General features: G+C 56.1%; 8 protein-coding genes. 6 read left to right on the forward strand and 2 right to left on the reverse strand.

Annotation, left to right across the window (positions count from 1 at the left end; genetic code table 11):
• Positions 1 to 6 precede the first annotated feature (6 nt).
• Genes speB through mutL form a run of 6 tightly spaced genes read left to right on the forward strand, consistent with a single transcriptional unit; the run spans position 7 to position 8,932 of the window.
• Positions 7 to 822, forward strand: a complete 816-nt coding sequence (gene speB, locus PLD04_03765; GenBank protein HXK67435.1) for an agmatinase — start codon at positions 7 to 9, stop codon at positions 820 to 822.
• Positions 823 to 1,566 carry a DNA repair protein RecO gene (recO, locus tag PLD04_03770; GenBank protein ID HXK67436.1) on the forward strand — a complete coding sequence of 248 codons (744 nt, stop codon included), beginning with the start codon at positions 823 to 825 and terminating at the stop codon, positions 1,564 to 1,566.
• Positions 1,563 to 2,420, forward strand: a complete 858-nt coding sequence (locus tag PLD04_03775) for a glycine--tRNA ligase subunit alpha (protein ID HXK67437.1) — start codon at positions 1,563 to 1,565, stop codon at positions 2,418 to 2,420. The genes recO and PLD04_03775 overlap by 4 nt, the downstream gene beginning before the upstream one ends.
• Positions 2,395 to 4,488, forward strand: coding sequence for a glycine--tRNA ligase subunit beta (gene glyS, locus PLD04_03780; GenBank protein HXK67438.1), 2,094 nt, complete (start codon positions 2,395 to 2,397; stop codon positions 4,486 to 4,488). Before PLD04_03775 ends, glyS begins: the two co-directional genes overlap by 26 nt.
• 10 nt (positions 4,489 to 4,498) lie before the next feature.
• A complete protein-coding gene (gene ppdK, locus PLD04_03785; GenBank protein ID HXK67439.1) occupies positions 4,499 to 7,189 on the forward strand; it encodes a pyruvate, phosphate dikinase in 2,691 nt (896 codons plus the stop codon).
• A gap of 42 nt (positions 7,190 to 7,231) precedes the next feature.
• Complete coding sequence (gene mutL, locus PLD04_03790) at positions 7,232 to 8,932, forward strand: DNA mismatch repair endonuclease MutL (protein HXK67440.1); 1,701 nt, start codon at positions 7,232 to 7,234, stop codon at positions 8,930 to 8,932.
• A gap of 72 nt (positions 8,933 to 9,004) precedes the next feature.
• Here the strand turns inward: mutL and PLD04_03795 are convergent, their stop codons facing one another.
• Together PLD04_03795 and PLD04_03800 are read right to left on the reverse strand one after the other, a co-directional pair.
• Entirely contained in the window at positions 9,005 to 14,659 is a 5,655-nt protein-coding gene (locus PLD04_03795) for a hypothetical protein (protein HXK67441.1), read from the reverse strand.
• Between the two features lie 404 nt (positions 14,660 to 15,063).
• Entirely contained in the window at positions 15,064 to 24,534 is a 9,471-nt protein-coding gene (locus PLD04_03800; GenBank protein HXK67442.1) for a hypothetical protein, read from the reverse strand.
• Positions 24,535 to 24,921 lie beyond the last annotated feature (387 nt).

A 24,921-nucleotide genomic window follows, 5' to 3' on the forward strand; every position in this document is an offset into this window, starting at 1 on the left:
TGCTCGATGCAATTTCTTCCCGAGATTTCTTTCGAAACGTTCCAGTGGGTAATCCTGCCTGTTCCCTTTGAAGCGACCACCAGCTACCTCAAGGGAACCGCCCGTGGGCCGGAGGCCATCATCGAATCCAGTGCGCAACTGGAGGATTTTGACACCATGGCCGGCCGTGAGGCAATACGGGACCATGGATTTTATACAGACGATACATGGGAATTTTCCGGGTCATTGATAGAGGTGGGGAAACGCGTAGAGTTCTGGCTGGAAAAGGGAAAAAAGATCCTGGCTCTTGGAGGAGAGCACTCCATCACGATTCCGATCGTACCGGCCTACAAAAAGTATTATCCCGACCTTGCCGTCGTTCACTTTGACGCTCATGCCGATCTTCGGGACGCCTATGAAGGATCCAGCCTCTCCCATGCCTGTGCCATGCGCAGGGTACTCGATCATGTTCCCATTTATTCTCTTGGATTGAGAGCCTATTCCCAGGAAGAAAAGGACCTGATCCTGGAGCGCTCGATACCCGTGCTTCATGCCTGGGAAATGGATGATACAAGCCGTGTTATTGAGTTTCTGGATCAGGTTCCCCCGAATGTCTATATATCCTTCGATGTAGATGCCGTCGATCCCTCAGAAATTCCCACTACGGGAACGCCTCAGCCTGGAGGAATCTCGTTTCGGCAGTCGATTACAGCGCTCGGCCACCTTTTTGAACATCGTAATATCGTCGGGGCCGATGTAGTCGAAACGAGGCCGATCGCAGGGCTGGAATATGGTGTCTTTACCGTGGCCTCACTCTGCCATTTCATGCTTGGCAGGGGATAAGTGGGTCTCGTTCGGGATCAGGCCATTATCCTGGCGACCTATCCCATAGGGGAAAAGGATCTCATTGTTGTATTGTTCACCCGATTCTCCGGGAAAAGAAGGGGCGTAGCGCGGGGTGCGAGGGGGAGGAGGAGCCGCCTGGCCAGTGCGGTAACAACTCTGAACGAAGTCACTCTGACGTTTTACGAATCGGAGGGTCGAGATCTGATCCAGATCCGGGACATGGAGGTTCAGCACTCCTCCATGCCTCTGGCTTCCAGGCTTTCCTGTCCAATGGTTCTTCCTTTTCTTACCGAACTTTCTGATCGTTTTTTCCATGAAGGACTGGCTTCGGAAAGGGGATTCAGGTTGCTGGGCCACGTCCTTTCCGGGTTACGCGGCGGAAATCATGAAGGGATTACGGTTCTTTACAGTGCCCTGTGGATGCTTGTGATTGCCGGAGTCTTTCCTTCCATACAACTTTGCACGAGTTGCGGCAGGGCTACCGCTGCGATCGATTTTGAAAAGATGGCGTTTCTTTGTTCTTCCTGCGCGGATCCCAACTCTTTTCCCGTAAGCCCCGATGTCCTGGATCTGGTGACAACGATGCTGCATGCTCCCATTGACAGCATAGCTCTTCCGCAATCCGGGAGCACCCTTCGAGATATGGACCGGATCCTGGCGGGATGCAGAAGTCACTACCTGGGGTCTGAACTAAAAACCTACCGTTTCCTCTCAACGTGTGATAAACTCTTTTCTCCATGAATCTGCAGGATATCGTGAACGGTCTCCAGGCCTACTGGAGCCGCCAGGGATGCCTTATTGTCCAGCCCTACGACCTGGAAGTAGGGGCGGGAACCATGCATCCTGAAACCTTTTTCAGGGTATTGAAACCAGCGCCATGGAGAGTTGCGTACACTCAGCCCTCGCGCCGACCTGCCGATGGAAGATATGGCGACAACCCCTTCCGTCTCTACAAGCACCTTCAGTACCAGGTGATCCTGAAGCCCTCTCCCGAGAACGTTCAGGATCTCTACCTGGGGAGTCTGGAGCAGATCGGAATCGATTTAAAACGTCATGATATCCGTTTTGAAGAAGACAACTGGGAAGCCCCGACACTGGGAGCATGGGGGGTTGGTTGGCAGGTTATGCTCGATGGAATGGAAATCAGCCAGTTTACCTATTTTCAGCAATCAGGCGGTGTGGAATTGAACCCCATTTCCGTGGAACTGACCTATGGCCTGGAACGGATCACCATGTACCTGACCAAGAGCCAGTCCATCTATGACATCCCTTACAATGATACCGTTGCCTATCGGGATGTCCGGTTATGGGAAGAGCGGGAAATGAGTGCCTACTATTTTGACACTGCCGATGTGGAAGAGCTGTGGCATCAGTTTTCATTCTGGGAAAGGGAGTGTGAAGCCTGTTTAAGCGAAGAGCTTCTCTATCCGGCCTATGAAGGCGTGTTGAAAATGTCGCATCTTTTTAATGTCCTGGATGCGCGGGGGGTCATATCGGTTACACAGCGTGCCTCCGCCATAGGACGAATCCGAAACCTTGCCGTGCAGTGCGCCCACAGGTATCTGGACCGTGACAACGCAGACACTGGTTCTTGAACTCCTCCTGGAGGAGATGCCTGCAGGGGTCGTGACCCCTGCATCGAAGAATCTGAGCGATTCGATCGCACGGCAGCTTTCGGAATTTTCAATCCATTATGAGAGAATTCGGGCCATTTCCACCTCCCGTCGACTGGGAGTCATGATCGAGGGTCTCTCGGATCGTCAGGAGGATCGGGAGGAACTCGTTACGGGTCCTCCGTGGGATCAGGCGTTCGGTGAAGACGGTACACCGACGAGGGCGGCAGAAGGATTTGCCCGGTCCCGCCATATCGATGTGAGCGAGCTGGAAAAGGTCGAAACAGACAGGGGACTGTACGCGGGAATCCGTTGCCGGTCCACCGGGAAGATGACATCTGCGCTCCTGCCCGACATTCTGACCCGGGCTCTGTCAGGACTTCGATTCCCGAGAGAAATGCGCTGGGGAGCGGGGGTCGGACCTTTTGTAAGGCCGGTTCACGGTATCCTGGCCCTCCTGGATAGAGAGGTGATTCCCCTTCAATTCATGAATAAGGAATCGACCCGTTCCACTGTCTCTCATCGCCAGAAGTCATCACTTCCGCTTTCGATCGAATCAGCTTCGGATTACCCGTCTGTTCTTCAGGGAGCAGATGTGCTTGTATTTCATGAAGACCGAATGAAATCATTTCTGGACCAGGTTCGGAACCACGCCTCCTCAGCAGGAGCCCAACCGCCGGAAGGGGATCCGCTTCTCGAGGAATGGGCTTCCATGGTGGAGTATCCGGGGCAGGTCCGGGGATCACTGAAAGAAGATCTTTTTACGCTCCCGGTTGAAATTCTGGAACAGACCCTGCGCCACCATCAGAAAGCGATACTTCTGCGAAATCCGGAAGGAAAGGCTATACCGGTTTTTCTGGCGGTCATGGATCGCAGGGAAGATCATGAGGGAGTCGTGCGCCAGGGGCAGGAATGGGTGATCCAGGCCCGCCTGGAAGATGCCGGATTCTTTTTCCACGAGGATCGGAAGTTGCCCATGGTCGATCGTGTGGAAGGTCTGAAGGCCCTTTCGTTTCATGATCGAGTGGGGAACTACCTTCAGAAAACCGGGCGGATCCAGGAACTTTCAGAATTTCTTGCTCATCAGGTAGGTCAGGGAGATCTTGTTCCCCTCATTCTGCAGGCGGCCCGCCTGTGCAAGGCTGACCTTGCCACACAGATGGTAGGAGAGTTCCCCGAGCTGCAGGGCATCATCGGAGGAATTTACACGCGGGATGAAGGTGTCGATGAACGGGTGTGGAAGGCGATCTACCAGCATTACATGCCCCGTTTCCCGGAAGATGCCCTCCCCGATGGTCCGGTAGGAGCCATCGTGGCCCTGGCCGACCGTATGGATACCCTGGCCTCGCTCTTTGCCGCAGGGGAGATACCCACGGGCTCCCGGGATCCCTTCGGCCTCAGACGCATTGGGAACGGTTTGATCCAGATTTTAATGAAGTTCGCGTATGATATTGACCTCGACCTTGTTTTCGCGCGATCGCTCCAGCTTCTGGAGACATCAATTTCCGTAAGCGATGAAGTACACAGGGAACTGCGGTCCTTCATGGAAGAGCGACAGGCCTATCTGATGGGACAAAAGGGGTTCTCCGAGGACGAGATCCGCTCGGTGCTGGAAGTCCGTGCCTCCCATCCCGTGGACGCCCTTGCGCGTCTGACCAGCATCCATGAGTTCAGGGATCAGCAAGATTTCCTGAAATTCATTCTGGCCTTTAAGCGATTGCGTAATATACTGGGTGATCGGGTCCCGTCAGATATTGACGCCGGCCGCCTGGTGGAGGATGAGGAAAAAAACCTCTACGCGGCCTTTATCCAGGCCAAGGAATCGTATTTGAAGTACCTCAACGAGAGAAACTATACCGGAGCACTTCGTGTCATGGAATCTCTCAGCAATCCTTTGGATGTTTTCTTTGACAAGGTGATGGTAATGACCGAGGATAAGAGTCTCCAGACAAACCGTTTGGCTCTTCTGGGTCATCTCTATCGAGAATTTCTGAAAATCGCGCAATTTTCTAACCTTCAGGTAGAAAAAGCTCAATATCGGTCCACATAAGGAGGTCTTCATGTCCGATCACGTCTATTTTTTCGGAGGTGGCAAGGCGGACGGCCACGCAGGCATGAAAATGGTTCTGGGAGGCAAGGGAGCAAACCTGGCGGAAATGACCAATATCGGGATTCCCGTTCCTCCCGGATTCACAATATCCACGGCGGTCTGCACCTATTTTAATGAACACCATGGATCCTATCCCACTTCACTGCCTCAGGAAGTGGACAAGGCGCTTTCCAAGCTGGAAAAGCTACAGGGGAAGGGCTTCGGTGATCCGGAAAACCCGCTGCTCGTATCGGTTCGATCGGGTTCTGCTTTTTCCATGCCCGGAATGATGGACACGATTCTAAATCTGGGGCTGAATACCGACACCGTGCGTGGATTGATCATCCAGTCCGGAAATGAACGATTTGCATGGGATTGCTATCGCCGGTTCATCCAGATGTATGGAGACGTGGTGCTTGGAGTTCCTCATGCAAAGTTTGAAATCATTCTGGAAGAAGCCCGCGAAAAAGCGGGTGTCGAAAGCGATGCGGATCTTCCGGCCGATTCTCTCAAGAGAGTTGCGAACCGTTACCTTGATCTCGTGAAAAAGGAAACCGGAGAGCATTTCCCTATGGATCCGGAGCGTCAGCTCTGGGGGGCCATCACCGCAGTCTTTAAGTCCTGGAACAACAAACGGGCCGTTGAATATCGCCGACTGCATCAGATCCCCGATCACCTTGGCACGGCCGTGAATGTCCAGGTCATGGTCTTTGGAAACACAGGGAACGAAAGCGCAACCGGTGTCGCCTTTACGCGCAACCCGGCCTCGGGGGAGAACGAATTCTACGGCGAGTTTCTGATCAATGCCCAGGGTGAAGATGTGGTTGCCGGTATCCGGACTCCCAAGCCGATGGTGGAACTGAACGATTCAATGCCGCAGGTGTACAAGCAGCTTGAAAACGTGCGGCACAAGCTCGAATCCCACTACAAGAACATGGAAGACCTCGAGTTTACCATCGAACACAAAAAGCTCTATATCCTGCAGACCCGCCACGGGAAGCGGACAGGGCAGGCTGCGATCAAAATTGCCGTCGACATGGTCAATGAATCACTGATTGAGCCGAAGGATGCGATAAGGCAGGTGGATCCGGCCATTCTGGTTCATCTTCTCTCCCCCGTATTTGATCTCGATGAAAAGGAAAAGGCCCTTACGGAGGGAAGGCTGCTCGGGAAGGGATTGAACGCCGGCCCGGGAGCTGCTGCCGGGAAGATTGTCTTTACGGCGGAGAAAGCCGTGGAAATGGCGGCAAAGAAGGAGCAGGTCATCCTCGTACGCACCGAGACATCACCCGAGGATATTGCGGGGATGAATGCGGCTCGCGGAATCCTGACTTCACGGGGCGGCATGACCTCACACGCGGCCGTTGTTGCCCGGGGAATGGGGAAACCCTGCGTTGTCGGGTTTGGAGAAATGGATGTTGACGAAGAGAAAAGAGTAGCCAAAATTAAGGGTATTACCCTGAAAGAGGGAGATTCCATCTCCATCGACGGCACTACGGGTGAGATCCTCAAGGGAAATATCAAAACAAAGCCGAGCGAAATCCTTCAGGTTCTGGTTCACGGAACGCTTAAAGAAGAAGATGCACCTCTTTATCAGTACTACAAGACCTTCATGGAGTGGGTGAAAGACAACCGGCGGCTTAACGTTCGGACCAATGCCGATACGCCCTACGACTCCGACGTGGCCCGCAGGCTGGGAGCCGAAGGAATTGGTCTTTGCAGAACAGAGCACATGTTTTTTGCCGAAGACCGAATTCAGGCTGTCCGTGAAATGATCCTTTCGGAGACGACCGAAGACCGGGAAAAGGCGCTCGCCAAGATTGAACCGATGCAGGAAGAGGATTTTATAGGGATTTTCAAGGCCATGGACGGTCTCCCCGTGACGATTCGTCTCCTGGATCCGCCATTGCACGAATTTCTGCCCCATGAACCTGAAATCGTGGCCAAGGTGGCCAAAGAGATGAAGGTAAAGGCGGAAGAAGTGGAAGCCAAGGTGGAACAGCTGGCGGAAATGAACCCGATGCTGGGGCATCGGGGATGCCGTCTGGGCGTCACCTTCCCCGAGATCTACGCCATGCAGGTCCGGGCCATCATCCGCGCGGCCTGCAAGGTCCAGAAAGAGGGCGTAGCCGTTCTCCCTGAGATTATGATTCCCCTGGTCGGGATCCGCAACGAATTTGACGTTATGGCGGAAATGACCCGTGCGGTTGCTTCGCAGATTATGGATGAAGAGCAGGAAAAGGTCGCCTACCTGGTGGGTACGATGATGGAAATCCCGCGTGCCTGCCTCGTTGCGGACCAGATAGCGCGGAAAGCCGAGTTTTTCTCCTTTGGAACCAATGACCTCACGCAGATGACCTTTGGATTCTCCCGGGACGACATCAATAAATTCCTTCCGGATTACCTCGATAAGGGCATCCTCCTGCAGGATCCCTTCGCCTCTCTGGATCAGGAAGGTGTCGGTCAGCTTGTGGAAATGGGAACCACCAAAGGAAGGGAGGGCCGGGAAAATCTGAAGGTCGGTGTCTGTGGAGAGCATGGGGGAGACCCGCACTCGGTCTATTTCTTCCATAAAGTCGGGTTAAACTATGTTTCCTGCTCTCCATACCGGGTTCCTGTGGCTTTACTGGCCGCGGCCCGTGCCCATTGCGAGGAATCGTAATCCAACGGACGCCGGAGTATTTCCTGAGGTAGAGGGGTAGATATGGGTAATATACGTCTACTTCCTGACCATCTCATCAATCAGATCGCAGCCGGGGAGGTTGTGGAACGGCCTGCCTCGGTCCTGAAAGAAGTCCTGGAAAATGCCGCGGATGCGGAAGCCTCCTCCATTACGATCCGATTCAGCCAGGGAGGGCGATCCCTGATCCAGGTCGAAGATAACGGGACCGGTATGGGCAGGGAAGACGCTCTGTTAGCCCTGGAACGGCACGCGACAAGCAAAATTACTTCGGTTGATGACCTGCTCCGGCTGGCAACGCTGGGCTTTCGTGGAGAAGCCCTTCCCTCCATCGCTTCCGTGTCTCGAATGACGCTGCTGACGAGTGACGGATCGGGAGAAGGGACGCGAGTTCAGATCGACGGCGGCCGGATTACGAGTGTCGAACCCGCGTATCGTGAACGGGGAACCACCGTAACCGTCAGGGATCTCTTCTTTAACTTACCCGGCAGGAGAAAGTTCCTTCGGAGTCCCGCGACGGAGACCCGCCATTTGTGGCGAATCATCCAGGGAGCCGCCCTGCCCAACCCTCAACTGGGATTCAAAGTCTACGATGGAAACGACCTTGCGGCGGATCTTCCTGCGGCGGAGTCTCTCCAGACCCGGATGTCGGATCTTTACGGGGAAAGTCTGTTCAAGGATCTCGTCACCCTGGAATCAAGCCAGGGCCCCTGCTCCGCCGTCCTCTTTACCGCGAGAGAGCATTCCCAGTTCCACGGAGCTCACATCCAGTTTGCCTTTGTGAATCGGCGTCATGTGAGGGACCGCTTCGTTACCGGAGCCCTTTTGTCCCGGATCAAAAAGGTCTTTCCCCACCACCCTCAGCCGGTCTATCTGCTCTTTCTCGATCTTCCTGCGGAAGAAGTTGATTTCAACGTCCACCCGGCCAAGCTGGAAGTCCGGTTCCGGGATACTGCGACACTTTTTACTCTCATGGATCGGTTCGTAGAGGGAAAAGTCGGTCAGATTACCGCACCCGGCCCGATTCCGGTGGTTCAGGGGCCAAAGGCGGGATTCCATGGGATACCTTCGTCTCGATCCACCTCAGTCCCTTCCACTCCCGGCTTTCGCTCCGCCATGACCCGATTCGGGGAAGAGCTGAAAGAGCACTTTCAACACTCTATTTCACCGGACCTTCCGTTCCGGTATATCGGATCCTTCCGCGATGCCTTTCTCCTCTTTGATCATGAAAATGAACTGAAACTGGTCGATCAGCACGCGGCCCATGAGCGTATTCTCTATGAACGGTTGCTCCGGGGAATGGCAGACGGAGAAACAGGGAAGCAGCATCTTTTGCCTCCTGTGACCATTGAGCTCCTTCCTGAGGAACGGTCTATGGTTAAGGAAGCCACTGACGACCTGACAGAAATGGGGTTTGAAGTCGAAATATTCGGGGATCGAACCCTGAGCCTGCGTGCCCATCCAATCGGAATGACAAAGAGCGAATCGGTTGAGTTCATTCGAGCCTATCTCCGGGAATCGAAAGGGGACAGAAATACCCGGACAATTGCTTCGCTTGCCTGCCGGAGCGCCATCAAGATCCATTCTCCGCTTGCACCGGAAAAGGCCATCGAGCTCTACCGGAACCTGCTGGCCTGCGAGGATCCCCACCACTGCCCGCATGGACGGCCGACCATCCTGGTTCTAAGCCAGGACCAGCTCTTCGCCTACTTCAAGCGCACCTGATCTTTTCCCATCACTAGAGATAAAAAAAACACCCCGGCATTGCCGGGGCGTTGAAGTTTAATGATCTGGAAGTCAATTACAGGTAAAGGTGACCTGTATTTTCCAGGTTCCCCCGTCGTTGTACTTGTTGAGATAGATCGTGCAGTTCCCGACGAGCTCGTAGAAAACCAGCGGCCGTCCGTTGTCGGTCAGAACAGTAGGATCCGGGTCGACGTAGGGTGAGGTGATATCGGCGGCGTAAAAGTCGTCGTCATCTTCGGAGCCGTTGGCTTCCATCATCGAGCCTTCCCCTTCGTCGGCAACCATGTTCGCCCCGGAGGGATCAAGGGCCGGGTCAGCAGGATGGGTCTGCACAAAGATCGCGTTCAAGGCTGTGGAGAGGGGATTCGTAGAAGCAATCTCGTCATTCCGGAGAAGGTCGGGAATCGGGATCGGTCCCGAATCGGGATCTAGGTAGTCGGGAATCCCGTCGTTATCCTGGTCGTCATCACTCCAGTCTCCATTCCCGTTGGTGTCCTCCTCCGAGGTGTCATAGCCGTCCCCGTCGTCATCCACATCCTGAAAGTCGGGTTTCCCGTCCGTGTCGGTGTCCTGAAGGGTCGCCGGGGTCGTCTCGTAGGAGTCATCCAGGCCGTTTCCGTTTGTGTCGGTAATCGTGTCGATCTGACCGTCGCCATTCGAGTCCACGACCGTCGTATTGTCGTTCACGCCGTCATGATCCGCGTCGTTCCCCTCGATCAGGTCTTCCACCCCGTCTCCGTCGGCATCAAGGTCCTGAAAGTCCGGGCTGCCGTCCCCGTCGGTGTCGACGGGCTTGGTTCCCAGATCACTGTCTCCCGCTTCGTCCGCGTCGGGGATCCCGTCGTTGTCACAGTCCAGGTCGAGGTAGTTGGGTACTCCATCCCCGTCGAAGTCTCCGAAGGATTCGTCCTCGTCGGAGATCGTGTCCCCGTCGGAGTCCAGGTCCAGGTAGTTGGGAATTCCATCCCCGTCCGGGTCGCCCAGGCCTTCCTGACCGTCCGAGATTCCATCATCGTCGCTATCGGGGTCCCTGAAGTCGGGGATCCCGTCTCCGTCGGTGTCCACCGGGGGTGTGTCCGGGTTCCCGTCGCCCCCTTCCACGGAATCGGGGATCCCGTCGTTGTCCGAGTCAAGGTCCAGGTAGTCGGGAATCCCATCGCCATCCGTGTCCCCCGCACCCTCATCGCTGTCGTAAATCCCGTCCCCGTCACTGTCCAGGTCCTGGTCGTTGGGGATCCCGTCTCCGTCCTGGTCATCCAGCGGGGCCGAATTCTCCGTCACGTCAGGAATCCCATCGTTGTCACTGTCCGTAAGGGCGTCGGGATCCAGAAAGTCGGGCTGTGTATCCCCGTCGCCGTCTCCCGTCCCTTCAATCCGATCAGGAATCCCGTCGTCATCGGAGTCCGGATCCAGGTAGTTGGGAATTCCATCACTATCCGTGTCGTCCCCGATCGGGCTCGTGTCTCCCCCGAAGCGGTCGTATTCGTTTGCGGTGGGGATCCCGTCGTTGTCATCGTCAGTGTCAAGGAAATCGGGATTGCCATCATTGTCGCTGTCCTGCAGTGCCGCCGGTGTCGTCTCATAGGTGTCATCCAGGCCGTTGCCGTTCGCATCGGTGATCGTGTCGATTCGGCCGTCGTTGTCGGCATCGGTCACGCCGGTGTTGTCATTGGCGCCATCCTGGTCGGCATCGTTCCCTTCGATCAGGTCCCACACGCCGTCGCCATCACTGTCCAGGTCGAGGTAGTTGGGAATTCCGTCTCCATCAAAATCTCCCGCTCCCTCCGCTGCATCCGGAATCCCGTCGTTGTCACTGTCAAGATCGAGATAGTCCGCGACGCCGTCCCCGTCACTGTCCCCCGATCCTTCTGTTACGTCAGAGATCCCGTCCCCGTCGCTGTCCGTTGGTACGTCGGGATCCAGAAAGTCCGGCGATCCGTCTGTGTCGGAGTCCGCCGTACCCTCAATCTGGTCCGGAAGTCCATCCGCGTCGGAGTCCAGGTCCAGGTAGTTGGGTATGCCATCCCCATCGTAATCATCGGTCCCGGTTCCGCTGTCTTCCACGCTGTCCGGAATCCCGTCGCCGTCGGAGTCGGGATCCAGGAAATTGGGAATCCCGTCCCCGTCGATATCCCCGGTGCCTTCGATACTGTCGGGAATGCCGTCCCCGTCGGAGTCGTCATCGATGTAGTTCCCCAGCCCGTCTCCGCCATCCGCTGTGTCCCCTGTATGTTCCGTAGCGTCGGGGATGCCGTCGCTATCGGAGTCGAGGTCGAGGTAATTGGGGTTCCCGTTGGAGTTCGTGTCATCATCTGTGGGATCGCCGTTCCCGTTGGCGTCTTCGTCCGCCGTGGGGATGCTGTCCCCGTCATCGTCCGGATCGAGATAGTCAGGGAGGGTATCGCCGTCGAAGTTCTGCGTAACGGCCGGCGTGCCTCCTTCGCTGGGGTCGTAGTGGTCGTCCCACCCGTCTCCGTCTGCGTCGGTGATTGTGTCGATCCTGCCGTCATTGTCCGCGTCGGTAACTGCATAGTCGGTAACACCGTCAAAGTTTGCATCATTGCCTTCGATAAGGTCCCACACTCCGTCGCCGTCCGAGTCCAGGTCGAGGTAGTTCGGAATTCCGTCCCCGTCGGCATCTCCCGTTCCTTCCACTGCGTCCGCAATCCCATCGTTGTCCGCATCCAGATCTGGAGTGTCGGCAATTCCGTCCCCGTCGGTGTCAGGTTCCAGTACGAAGTCATCCATGGCGGCCGCGTCCGGATCCGTTGGGGAATAAAGGGGCGGGATCGGTGCCCCGGTGGGATAGATCACTGCGTGCCAGGTTCCTTCCGAGCCCAGGCTCGAACCGTCGACGCTCGTCGACAGCTCACCTGATCCGTTGGTGATCACGGTCTGGGTGAGTACGAGGGTTCCGTCTTCATCGTAGTACACCACCGTATACGACGTTGTGGGCAGGAGGGGACTTCCGTAAAGATAGATCGTATCGGCCAGCGTAAAGTAATCTTCAGGGTCGGTCCAGGAGGCATCGGCGTAGGAAGCCAGGGCCGTGCCCACCGGGATGGGGAAGGTGGCCGTGGCGATCGTGTTGTCGCAGGACCCCAGCCAGTAGACCTGAATCGTGTAGATTCCCTCTACCGGGAAGGATACGTTGTTGACCGAGACTGTCTCCGTGGCCGAATCGCCCGCTGCAATCGTGTGGGGCAGGGTGATCCTTGTGAACAGGGCCGAATCATAGGAGGAAAAGGTCCCGGAGGAAGTAAGGTATTGTGTGCCATCCGGGTTGATGACCCGGTAGCGGTATGTGGTGTCGTAATAGACGGCTCCCGTGGATGTGTTATTGAATGTAGCCGTCACGGTGAGGTTGTTGCCCGTCAGGCTGTACGAGGCCCGGTTCGTCGTGATCGGACCGATTGTCGACGGTGTGGCGGCAGGGTCAAGGGTGATGAGAATCGTGTCAAGAAGCGTGCCGGACTGGTAGAGTCGAACCGTCCAGGTACCCAGCGTGTCTGTCGAGGTGAAGGTGTACTCGTCCAGGGCGTCCCCGCTTCCGTCCGTCGGTACCGTGTGGGACTGGATCGCCGTACTCGAAGAGGGGGGGAAGATGTCGATCCGGTATGTGGTCGTCGTCGACAGGGTCAGCGATGCCCCCTGCAGGTATACCGTGTCACACCGGGCAAAGAAGGTCTGGGAGATCGTGCGGTTAGGATCAGCATACGCGGCAATGTAGCTGACCGTGAGCTGGTCCGTGACTGCCGCCGTGGCTCCAGTGCCCGACGTCGCCGTCACTGTGGTCGAGTTCTGCACGGGATAACTGGTCGGGGCCAGATCGGGAACGATGATCTCCACCACAAGGTCCATTTCCCCACCATACGCAGGAAGGGAAAACGTACCTGTAATCTGGTTTCCATCGGACGGGTTTCCGTCCCCGTCCGGATCGGTGTAATACCGGACCGTCCATCCCTGCGTCGAGGTCTGGCTCAGCGTGATCGTTTCGGATGTAATCCAGGAATTGATCAGCGTGTGGGCAAAGAAGACCGAACGGCTGTCCCCGCTGAACTTGTTTGTGTTATTTGAAAAGAGGTAGGAAGGGGTCAAGGTCAGACGGCTCCGGATCGTTGTCGTGAGCTGAGCGTCATCCGACGTGCCGTAAATGTCGCCTACGGCTGTAACGGAGGTTACATCCACGTCGTTCAGAGTTCCTGAATAGACCCGTACACGGAAGGTTACCGGTGTGCCGTTGAAGACCGTCCCGAAATCGGGATAGCCGTTACTGTTCGTGTCATATCCGCTCTGGATCGATTCAAAGCTCCCGTCCCCGTTTGTGTCCTCCGCGACAAGGGCCCCGCCTCCGGTGTAGATCTGCAGGCGGTAGCCGAGAGACGAAAGGACGTACAGATCAAAAACGTCGTCCAGACCGTTATTGGTCAGCGTCAATGTGTACTCGGCATATTGCCCCACGGCGGCTGCCCCTGTCTGGAGTGACGGCTGGAGTGTAACCTGGCCAATTCCTGTGATGTCGGTGACTGAATCGTACGAGTCCAGAGGCTCGGTCAGCGAAATTGCGGTAAGGATCGTTGTGTCGATCACGTCCGTGATCCCGGCCGCGGCCGTCAGTTCCAGGCGCAGGGAAAAGGTGTTTCCGGGAGAGGCCGTTGTCAGAATCGGCGTGTCGGGGCGTGTGTCCCCCGTTCCGGAATCGCTGTTATACACAGGGTTGACGTAGTCCCAGTCCCCGTCTCCATCGGTGTCCGAGGCCATCAGGGTGTTCGTGCCGTCATCGTAAAGATCGGCCGGAAGAGCCAGGCTGGAGGAAATCTCAAAGTTGTACTCGTCGTCCAGCGTGCCTGTGTTTTTGCAGGTATGGTAATAGGTAATCGTTGCGGGATTCCCCGGCGCCACCGTCTGGGATTCGTTGTCATAAAGATCCACCAGGTAAAAGGCGAAGGAGCCGATCCCTCCGTCTGGACCGCCGAGGTTGTCGTCAATCTGCGCCGGAACCGTGCCTCCGTTGGAATTGTTGCTGGAGGAAACGTGAAAGTAGACCGGCGTCCCGGCGGGGACCCCCAGGTTTGTCCAGGGAAGGCGGCATTCGAAGCCGCGGCCGTCGGCAAAGCCGCCGATTGTGTTGGTATAGATCGTGACAGGAGGATAGGGCGCCTTGGTGTAGAGTGTTCCCGGCAGTGTATAACCGTCAGCGTACCCGGAGGCATCCACGAGGCTGTCCCCGTTGGTGTCATCCACGGCGTTATAGGTGAAGAGGTACGCTTCCGTGTTCCGGTTGGAACCATTAAGGACAACCTGAAAGACCTTTTCCCCGTCGTTCATACGCTTGTTCCGGCTGGTATCGCAGTAAAAATAGTAGGTCTGCGTGTTGGTAGAACTTCCGTACCGGGATACGTACATGTAGATATTGGAGCCGTCATATGTCCAGGCAAAACGGTTCAGGTCCCGTCCCGAAATGTTTGTATTATTCGTGCAGTCCCGGTCCAGGGGCGGAACGTTGCACTGTGGAGAAAACTCTCCGTCGTTCGTCACCTGGAGCGGATTGGAAAGGATCGGAGCCCAGTCCGTTGCCACGCCATCCACGGTGATCGTCTTCAGGGTCGGTCCGGCCGCAAAGAGTGACAGCGCGGTGAGAATCATCAGAAGTACAAAAACCGAACATCGATACAAAAATGCGCCTGCCAGTACATGTGATTTCATAAAATTCATCCTTTCGTAACAGCCTTAATCTGATAGACCGGACTGAAGTCTTTGGTTGTCCTTTGTCTCGAATTGTCGAGATTGAATACTCCAAACAACTTCGCAGTAAGGAATATTTCCTCTTTTCCCGAGTCTTGACACCTTTCGGCAACGATAAACCGGATAGATATCAAAACATATAGTTATGCAATACGTATGCCATATTGGGGATTTAGTCAGGATAAGTGCAGGAAACAAGAAGAAAAATCTTGGAAAATTGATCAGGTAAGTAGTATCGAAAATGGCGTTTTTGAAAAACGCCATGGGTAGTAACTACTCACTTTTCTGGGTTCCGGTCAGACGATCTCGTTTTAAAAAAAACGCCCCGGCAAAGCCGGGGCGCTGAAGTTCTGCGGGAGAAAAGATCAGTTGTAGGTAATGACGACCTTTCCGCCGGATTTGGTGACCATGACCGTATCCAGACCCTTGGTCAGTTCATAGAAGATCAACGGCTCAGCGCCCGGGTCAAGGTCATTGGTTTCATTGGGAAATGGATCGTTGGATAGGAATTGGGCCTTTTCCAGGTCACGCCCGGGGTTAAGACCGGGGTCGCCGGGGTAGGGCCGGAAGTTGAAGATCTCGGCGAAGGTTAATGTGGCTGCATCGTCGTTACGCAGGAGCCAGACGTCATCGACCCGAACCGTCTTGGTATCTGACGTGACACATCCGTGAACGTCCGTGAACGTATAGGTAATGACGAATGTACCAACTCCCGCCAGAGTTGGACTGAATGTACCCAGTGAGCCATTGGTGATCCCGGTTCCAGACCAGATTCCTGACGCGGGAGAAGCGCCGCTCAGGTTGAAGGGATCGGCACCGAGCCACGTAATCTCATCGGCTCCCGCTTCGGTCGTGGTGTAGTACCACTGGCCGGTTGACGCCAGGGGATCCATATTGAAACAGGCCCCCGAAGCCGTGCCGCGGTCGGTGACCAAACAGTTGTAGGTGTGGGTTTCCGCGCCGCTGTGGGTTACGGAAAGAACGGTGTTGACCGACATGAAGATATCGGATATGTCCGCAACTCCACCGCCACCACATCCGCTCAGTTCAAAGATGTAGAGCTTGTAGTTCCCGGGACCGTGTGCCGGATCGTTGTAGAAAAGGGTGATGTCATAGGGTGCGGCTGAAGGAACGCCATAATCCTTCAGGACGATTCGATCCAGGTTTGGGGCTTCCAGTTCAATCCGCACACAGTTAAGAAGGTCGGTGGTTCCGCCAAGGATGTAGTAGACCCTGGCGATGTCGGCAGGCGGTGCGATGGTAAAACCGTTCAGGGTAAAGGCCTGTCCACCCGAGAGATCGTTATCCACGATGCCTGCCTGACCGGCTCTCCATGCTGCTTCTCCAGCTTCTCCGGGCATGTCTGAGCCGTCTTCCTGCCACTGGGTGGTGTAAATTCCCGTCCCGCCCGTGGCGCGGACGATGAAGTCCAGGTACTCATCATAGCAGGTGGATGTCGTGGCGTTGGGTGTGACGTCAACTGAGACGCCCGTCACAACGGTAACGCTGGTGGTTTCGCTGTCGGAACATCCGTATCCGTCTTCCACGGTCAGGAGGTACGTTCCGCTGTTGGCTGTCGAAGCTCCGACGATCGTTGGATTCCTGTCAAAGGAGTCGAATCCGTTGGGACCGGTCCAGTGGTAGGAAACCATTCCGTCCGGGCCGCCGAATAGTTCGATGGTTTCACCTTCGCAGTAGGCGCCCGTGTTTGTAGCTGTGGCTACCGGGTCGGAGACTCGCACGTTCTTTGTGTCAGCGTTGAAGCAGGTACCGTCGAAGATCGTGTAGGTGAGGGTGTGAATCCCGGCTCCAGCCACGGCAGGGTTAAAGGTACCCAGGCCGGGGTTTGTGATTCCCGTACCGCTCCAGACTCCGCCCGCAGGAGAAAAGCCGGTCATGTTGTAGGGCGGAGTGTTAATGCAGACATTATCATTGGAGCCTGCATCGACGGCCGGAAGCGCATTGACGATAACGGTGGTTGATGTGCTGGCAATGCAGCCGTTGCTGTCTGTTACCGTCAGAGAGTAAGAACCGGCCTGTGCCAGGGTGATTCCCACGATCTGGGGGCTCTGTTGTGAACTCGTGTATCCATTAGGTCCTACCCAGCTGTATATGGACATACCCGCGGGGCCGCCAGTAAGCTGGAGGATTCCTCCTTCACAAACCGGACCGTTATTGGAGGCGGTCACGGCCGGTGGAGCATTAACTGTTACCGTTGTCTGGGCCTGATCGGTGCAGCCTGCAGCATTGGTCACGGTCAGCGTGTAGACGCCATTATGAGAGGAAGTCGTTACGAGAATGGTTGGGCTCTGGAGTGAACTCGTGTATCCATTCGGTCCTGTCCAGCTGTAGGAGCTCATACCGGCGGGACCGCCGATGAGTTGAACCGGAAATCCCTCGCAGACCGGGCCTGTGTTGGAAGCCGTGGCTGTGGGAGATGCATTAACCGTAACGGAGGTCGTCGTCTGATCGGTACAGCCATTGGCATCGGTTACTGTGAGCGTGTAGACACCCGCAGCCGCGGATGTGGCATCGGCAATGGTCGGGCTCTGGAGAGATGACGTGAAGCCATTCGGTCCTGTCCAGGCATAGGAAGCCATGCTGTCGGGTTCACCGGTCAGGTCGATCGTATCACCTTCACAGTACGGTCCGCCGTTGGAGGCGGCAGCTGTTGGAGGTGTATTGACCACGACGGTCGTCGTATCCTGTCCGGTACATCCTCCGGAATTGGTTGCGGTCAGCGTGTAGTCTCCACCCATCGCCGCTGTTGCGGCCGGGATTGAAGGATTCTGTTCACTGGATGTAAATCCGTTCGGGCCGGTCCATGCGTAGGATGCCATGCTGTCCGGTGAACCGTTCAGCTGAATCGTGTCCCCCTCACAGTAGGGTCCGGTGTTCGAAGCTGTAGCCGTGACGCCAATATCGACAGTTACCGAAGTTGTTGCGTCATCGGTGCATCCATCGGCATTCGTTACGGTAAGAGTATATACACCGGCCATTGCGGTTGTCGAAGAGAGAATCGAAGGACTCTGTTCACTGGAGGTATACCCGTTGGGACCTGTCCATGCGTAAGAGGACATCCCATCCGGACCGCCCGTGAGCTCGATGGTCTGGCCTTCGCAGTAGGGGCCGCCGTTGGAGGCCGAAGCCACCGGTGCGGTATTCACCACCACCGTGGTTGTGTCCTGATTCGTGCATCCATCACCATCGGTGACGGTCAGCGTGTAGTCACCCGCCATGGCGACCGTTGCGGAGAGAATGGAAGGACTCTGTTCGCTGGATGTGTACCCGTTCGGACCCGTCCATGCATAGGTTGTCATGCCGTCGGGAGCACCGGTCAGCTGGATCGTGTCTCCTTCGCAGTAGGGACCGCCGTTCGTGGCCGTGGCTGTCGGCTGTGTCCATTCACCGGTGTTGCTGGTCAGGTCGGACGTGGCGCAGCCGGAGGTGGTGCCCAGGTCGCTGATGAGGCAGTTGTAAGCGTGACTCTGGGGCGTGGAGTAGGTGAGGGTCAGCTTGTGGTTGACCCCCATGAAGATATCGGAAATGTCCGCAGAACCGGTGTCGCATCCGGAAAGTTCCAGGACAATCAGATTGTAGTCGCCGGGGCCGTACGTATTGTAAAACCCCGTGATATCGAAGGGGGAAGCTGCGGCAACGCCGTAGTCTTTCACCACCAGACGGTCAAGCGTGGGGGCTTCCAGCTCGATCCGGACACAGTTCAGCAGGTCGGTGGTCCCGCCCAGTGTGTAGTAAAGTTCGGCAAGATCCGCAGGGGAAGCAATCGTGAAACCGTTCAGGGCAAAGGACGCACCGGCGGGATCGTTGTCGATCAAACCGGTAGCTCCCGTGTTCCAGGCGGCTTCACCCGTCTTGCCCGCCAGATCACCGCCATCTTCCTGCCACTGGAGACCGTAGATTCCCGATCCGCCGGAGGCAAAGACGTTGAAGGTGATGTTTTCATCGACGCAGGCCGAAGACGTGCCGTCGGGCGTGGCATCGACGGTCATCACCGTGTAGACAGATACCGTGGTTGTCTCAGCGTCAGAGCAGCCGTTGGCATCGGTTACCGTCAGTGTGTAGACTCCTGCCTCTGCAGTGGTAGCGGATGCAATCGCGGGGCTCTGTTCCGAAGAGGTGAATCCGTTGGGGCCTGTCCAGGCATAGGTGGTCATTCCGTCGGGTCCGCCCGTCAGCTGGATCGTTTCCCCTTCGCAGTAGGGACCGCCATTGGAGGCCGTGGCCACCGGGGCTGCGTTCACGACGACATCCGTCGTGTCCTGGCCGGTACAGCCGTTGGTGTCCGTGACCGTCAATGTGTAGGTGCCGGCTGCAGCCAGTGTCGCTGCCAGCGTTGGACTCTGCTGGTCGGAGGTGAATCCGTCCGGTCCGGTCCAGGCATAGATCGCCATGCTGTCCGGGGCGCCGGTGAGCTGGATCGTGTCACCCTCACAGTAGGGTCCGCCGTTGGAGGCCGCAGCCACCGGGGGCGTATTGACGACAACATCCGTCGTATCCTGACCCGTGCAGCCGCTTCCGTCCGTAATCGTCAGGGTATAGGTGCCTGCAGCCGCCAGGGTCGCGGGAACGGTTGGATTCTGTAATGCTGACGAGAATCCATCCGGTCCGGTCCAGGCATAGATCGCCATGCCGTCGGGAGCGCCGGTCAGCTGGATCGTGTCTCCCACGCAGTAGGGCCCGCCGTTGGTGGCCGTAGCTACCGGAGCCGCGTTCACGACAACGGTAGTCGTGTCCTGATTCGTGCATCCATCACCATCGGTGACGGTCAGCGTGTAGTCACCCGCCATGGCGACCGTTGCGGAGAGAATGGAAGGACTCTGTTCGCTGGATGTGTACCCGTTCGGACCCGTCCATGCATAGGTTGTCATGCCGTCGGGAGCACCGGTCAGCTGGATCGTGTCTCCTTCGCAGTAGGGACCGCCGTTCGTGGCCGTGGCTGTCGGCTGTGTCCATTCACCGGTGTTGCTGGTCAGGTCGGACGTGGCGCAGCCGGAGGTGGTGCCCAGGTCGCTGATGAGGCAGTTGTAAGCGTGACTCTGGGGCGTGGAGTAGGTGAGGGTCAGCTTGTGGTTGACCCCCATGAAGATATCGGAAATGTCCGCAGAACCGGTGTCGCATCCGGAAAGTTCCAGGACAATCAGATTGTAGTCGCCGGGGCCGTACGTATTGTAAAACCCCGTGATATCGAAGGGGGAAGCTGCGGCAACGCCGTAGTCTTTCACCACCAGACGGTCAAGCGTGGGGGCTTCCAGCTCGATCCGGACACAGTTCAGCAGGTCGGTGGTCCCGCCCAGTGTGTAGTAAAGTTCGGCAAGATCCGCAGGGGAAGCAATCGTGAAACCGTTCAGGGCAAAGGACGCACCGGCGGGATCGTTGTCGATCAAACCGGTAGCTCCCGTGTTCCAGGCGGCTTCACCCGTCTTGCCCGCCAGATCACCGCCATCTTCCTGCCACTGGAGACCGTAGATTCCCGATCCGCCGGAGGCAAAGACGTTGAAGGTGATGTTTTCATCGACGCAGGCCGAAGACGTGCCGTCGGGCGTGGCATCGACGGTCATCACCGTGTAGACAGATACCGTGGTTGTCTCAGCGTCAGAGCAGCCGTTGGCATCGGTTACCGTCAGTGTGTAGACTCCTGCCTCTGCAGTGGTAGCGGATGCAATCGCGGGGCTCTGTTCCGAAGAGGTGAATCCGTTGGGGCCTGTCCAGGCATAGGTGGTCATTCCGTCGGGTCCGCCCGTAAGCTGGATCGTTTCCCCTTCGCAGTAGGGACCGCCATTGGAAGCCGTCGCCACCGGGGTCGCGTTCACGACGACATCCGTCGTATCCTGGCCGGTACAGCCGTTGGTGTCCGTAACAGTCAGTGTATAGGTGCCGGCGGCCAGAAGTGTCGCGGCCAGGGTCGGACTCTGCTGATCGGAGGTGAATCCGTTCGGACCCGTCCAGGCATAGATCGCCATGCTGTCGGGTGCGCCGGTCAGCTGGATCGTGTCTCCCTCACAGTAGGGTCCGCCGTTGGAGGCCGCAGCCACCGGTGGCGTATTGACCAAGACGTCGGTCGTGTCCTGTCCCGTGCAGCCGCTTCCGTCCGTAACCGTCAGGGTATAGGTGCCTGCAGCCGCCAGGGTCGCGGGAACGGTTGGATTCTGTAATGCTGAAGAGAATCCATCCGGTCCGGTCCATCCATAGGAGGCCATGCCGTCGGGAGCACCGGTCAGCTGGATCGTGTCTCCCACGCAGTAGGGCCCGCCGTTCGTAGCCGTGGCGGAAACCGATCCGCCCATGGATACGGTTGTGGTGGCCTGGGCGGAACAGCCGTTTCCAAGCGTGTCAGTTACGGTCAGCGTATAAAGGCCCGCGTTGGCGCTGGTGGCTCCCGGGATGGTTGGGTTCTGATCGGTTGAAGTAAACCCGTTGGGTCCGGTCCAGGAATAGTCCATGTTGTCCGGGCCGCCGAAGAGCTCAATCGTCTGGCCTTCGCAGTAGGGTCCTCCGTTATCGGCTGTGGCCGCGGGAAGACCAAGAACCGTGACGTTCTTGGTGGCCTGTGCGATACAGCCGTCGGCATCGGTGTACGTATAGGTAATGGTGTAGGGTCCACCTTCTCCCGCGGTCGCCGGATCAAAAGTGCCCAGGTTGGCATTGGTGATTCCGGTTCCTGACCACGTGCCTCCTGTGGGAGCCTGCCCGCTCAGGTTGAAGGCGGGATCATTCAGGCAGGCGGACTCGTCCGGACCCGCGGTGATCGTGATTGTGAACGTCGTGGAACCGAGGATGTTGACATCGCTGGCGTTGTAATTGGCCGGAGGCGTGAATCCTTCGGGATAGAGAACCGCCGTGACGGCCCCAACCCGCTGCCAGGTTGAGGTATCCTGCCCAAATTCAACTCTTCCCGAAGCATCCGTCGAAATTGGAGAGCTTGTGGTAATCCGCTTTCCACCGCATCCATAGTAGGCGATGACCATATCGTCCTGAGTGGGGTAGGTGCCGTCATGGGGATAGTAGTAGTCACCAGCCAGGTATACCGTGCTTCCATAGGTGAACGAGGTTTGGGACGTGGTGTAGTCACTCTGGTAAGTCGCCAGGGTGGTCCCAACCAGAAACGTGTTGGAGGCCCTTGCGACCTCGTATCCGCCGGAACAGGCCGTCCACATTCCCCGGATTTCCCAGACACCTGGATTAGGGAAGTCTACCCCGTTCAGAGTAAAAGAATCGAGGTACGAAGCCTGAGCCAGTACGTCGATGTTCATGGCAGTGCGGGTCCAATCCGTCCAGTCGCCATAGGGAGTGTCAAAAATAGTTCCGTTCCAGTATTGGGTATGGGCTGTATCCACAATGACGGAGTTACTGTAGGTGTCGAGGTAGTCACCACCCGCGTTGTTGTTATTGAGCGTCGCGTTGATTGAAACATTGGCCGGGTCCGGTACCCGTAAGCGGACGGTCCTGAAGGGAGAAATCGTGTTTGTCCCCGCTACCGTCGGTTCCACCGTAATGTTAATGGAGGCCAGGCTGTCGTAAATGTTCCAGACACCTGCGGGATTCCCCGTTTGAATGGTATAGGAATCATCAATGTTTCCAAAGGCGTCAGCCTGGACAGCATGGGATGCATATGTATCGTAGTTCAACGTGTAGTTCGTGTTGACTACATGGTTGAAGCCCTTAATAAAGATCGGTTCACAGTGGGCAAAGAATGAGGAAAGTTCAGCGCAGGCGACATCCTTACACGAAATCAACGATCCGATGGAGAGGTGGTCGATGGCTGTATCGGTCGCACCGCCTAGAACGGAATCGGCCTGGATGTTCATTATCACGGAAGCACCCTGAATGGCGCCCGAGGGGATCTGAAGACCGGCAACGATGCAGAGAGTTCCTCCAAAGGGATTGAGAAGAGAGGTTGTAGGCGGAGTTCCCGTGATCAGCGCGCCGTCAGAGATGTTCCCGTCACAGTTTGGGTCGGTCCAGAATTCCACCGTCCAGGTTACAGTACTGCCGTTCTGGGTGAGGACGGGAACGCTCAGTTCGGCGTTATCTGTATCCGTATCACTGTTGATGATTACATGGGGGAAATAGACCGTGGTTCCAGCAGCTCCCCGCTTGGCCTGTGCCCCGGTGTAATCAGGGTTGATCTCTATTTCGTTCCGAGCCGTCAATGTATCAATGGCTGTGTCGAAGGCATAGTTATTCGTGAGGGTGGACTGTCCCGTGACGGTTATCGTGTCGATATCTCCGAGGTCAAATGTGCCGGGGTTGAGCGCTGGCAGAGTCACGCGGGTGTAAAAGCTGAAGCTGCTGGGGGAAGCAGCCAGGAATCCAGTATCTGGATAGCCGTCAATGTCCCCGTCGTATAATGGATCGACAGACTCACCAGGATCAGCAAAGTCACCATCTCCATTTAAATCGGTCGCCATGAGGTTGTCCGAACTGTCATAAAAATCTATTCTCCATCCACTGGATGAAATGGCAGAGAGGTTGATGTAGTCCTGAGCGATAAAGTGTTCCACGGTGTGATTGAAATCTACGTACTTTGTGGGGGCACCACTCTGATTTAAATCCGGTTCCACGAGGATGTCGCCGATTGTGGTTGTGTCCAGTGCGCAGTCGTCAATGGATTCACCGTACACATCGACCCAGACCGAAGTCTTTTCGATGACGGCAGAGGTATAGGGCGGAACGGTAATCTGAATTTCAAGATCGAAAGTACCAAAGGGTGCCAGGGTTCCCGTGTCGGGGAAACCGTTGGGTGTTCCCTCCGTGTCGTAGGTGGGATTGACATAGTCGCCGGTATCGGAAAAATCCCCATCACCGTTTGAATCTGTCGCCATGAGGGTCGGACCGGAGGCATCATAGAGATCCACAGAGAAGCCGGAGGTCGAGGTGACATGGATATTCAGGATTTCGCTCGAAGGCAATTCATTGGTAATCGTGTGGGTGTAGGTAACCACATGTTCCAGTGCATCCGTCGTAGCAATCGTGGATGAATGATCGGGAGAGATGTCGATCGAGTAGAACCCGAAGTAGCCTATTCCTCCATCCGGGTTTCCGGCATTGTCCACGACTTTATTAGGGGTTGTTCCGTTAGCACCGGCTATGTGGAAAAAGATAGCCACGGGGGAGCAATCAGGGGGATAGCTGGGATCGGTCGGAATCGGGCAGCCGCCGCATGTAGGGCTGAGATCGCACCACGGTACACGGACTTCAAACCCGGTACCATCAATTAATCCCATACCTGCAATAGGGAAGCCAGGATCGGTGTAGTCCACCAGGGGGCTGTTGGCAGTAATCCCACCAACCATGTCATACCCATCCGCAAATCCATTCGTGTCAACCATCGGATCGCCGTTGGTAGTATCTACGGGCTCATAGACATAGAGCCTCGCGTTGACCGTGGAGTTAAGGAAGGTAACGCGAAGAACTCGATCCGTGCTCTCCATACGCTGATTGCCGTTGACATCCATGGAAAACATGAACTCCTGTGCATTGGTGGTGGAATCGTACCGTGTTTGATAGATATAGATATATTTAGCATCGTACGTCCAGGCGAACGTATTGATATCGCGCCCTGTGTTACCTACCGGACAATCGAGGTCATTCGATGCCGTGCAGTCTGAATACGATCCGTAATCATCGAAGGTTACCTGCTGGGAGGTAAGGACCTCGGTCCAGTCAGATGGGTCACCATCGATCGTGATTGTTTTAAGGACTCCTGTGGTGCCGGACCCTCCCGTGCAGACCTGGGCAAGGGATATGCCTGAGATAAGGAGAAGAAGAGAAAAAATTACAATCGATACACTTTTTCTGTTCAGTAAAGTTATCATAGTGTTTGACCTCCTGCCTGGTTCGTGCCGCCTGCGAAAAGAAATAATTATTCAGCCATCAAGTCACTATAGTACAACTTAATCCACTTGTCCAGATTCTCGAAAAAAATGATACCCCTTCATTTTTCGGTAACCGGAGACAAATGTTGATAACCTGAAGAGTGCATAATTCAATTTCACGTTCGCTGAAAAACGATTTTTGAATCGAAACAAAAAAAGTGATAAGGCAATCCCGGACCTTTTTCGAACCGTCACTGACGAGCTGTTACCAAAAGAATTATCCTCTGCCATAAGGATCTCAAAGGACACTCTATCTCCGCACATTTCCATGATCCGGCCTGGTCCTTACCTTTCTCCCTGCTGAATTTCAAACGATCTATTTGTGTT

Source organism: Thermoanaerobaculia bacterium (genome assembly GCA_035593605.1).
GTDB lineage: Bacteria > Acidobacteriota > Thermoanaerobaculia > UBA2201 > DAOSWS01 > DAOSWS01.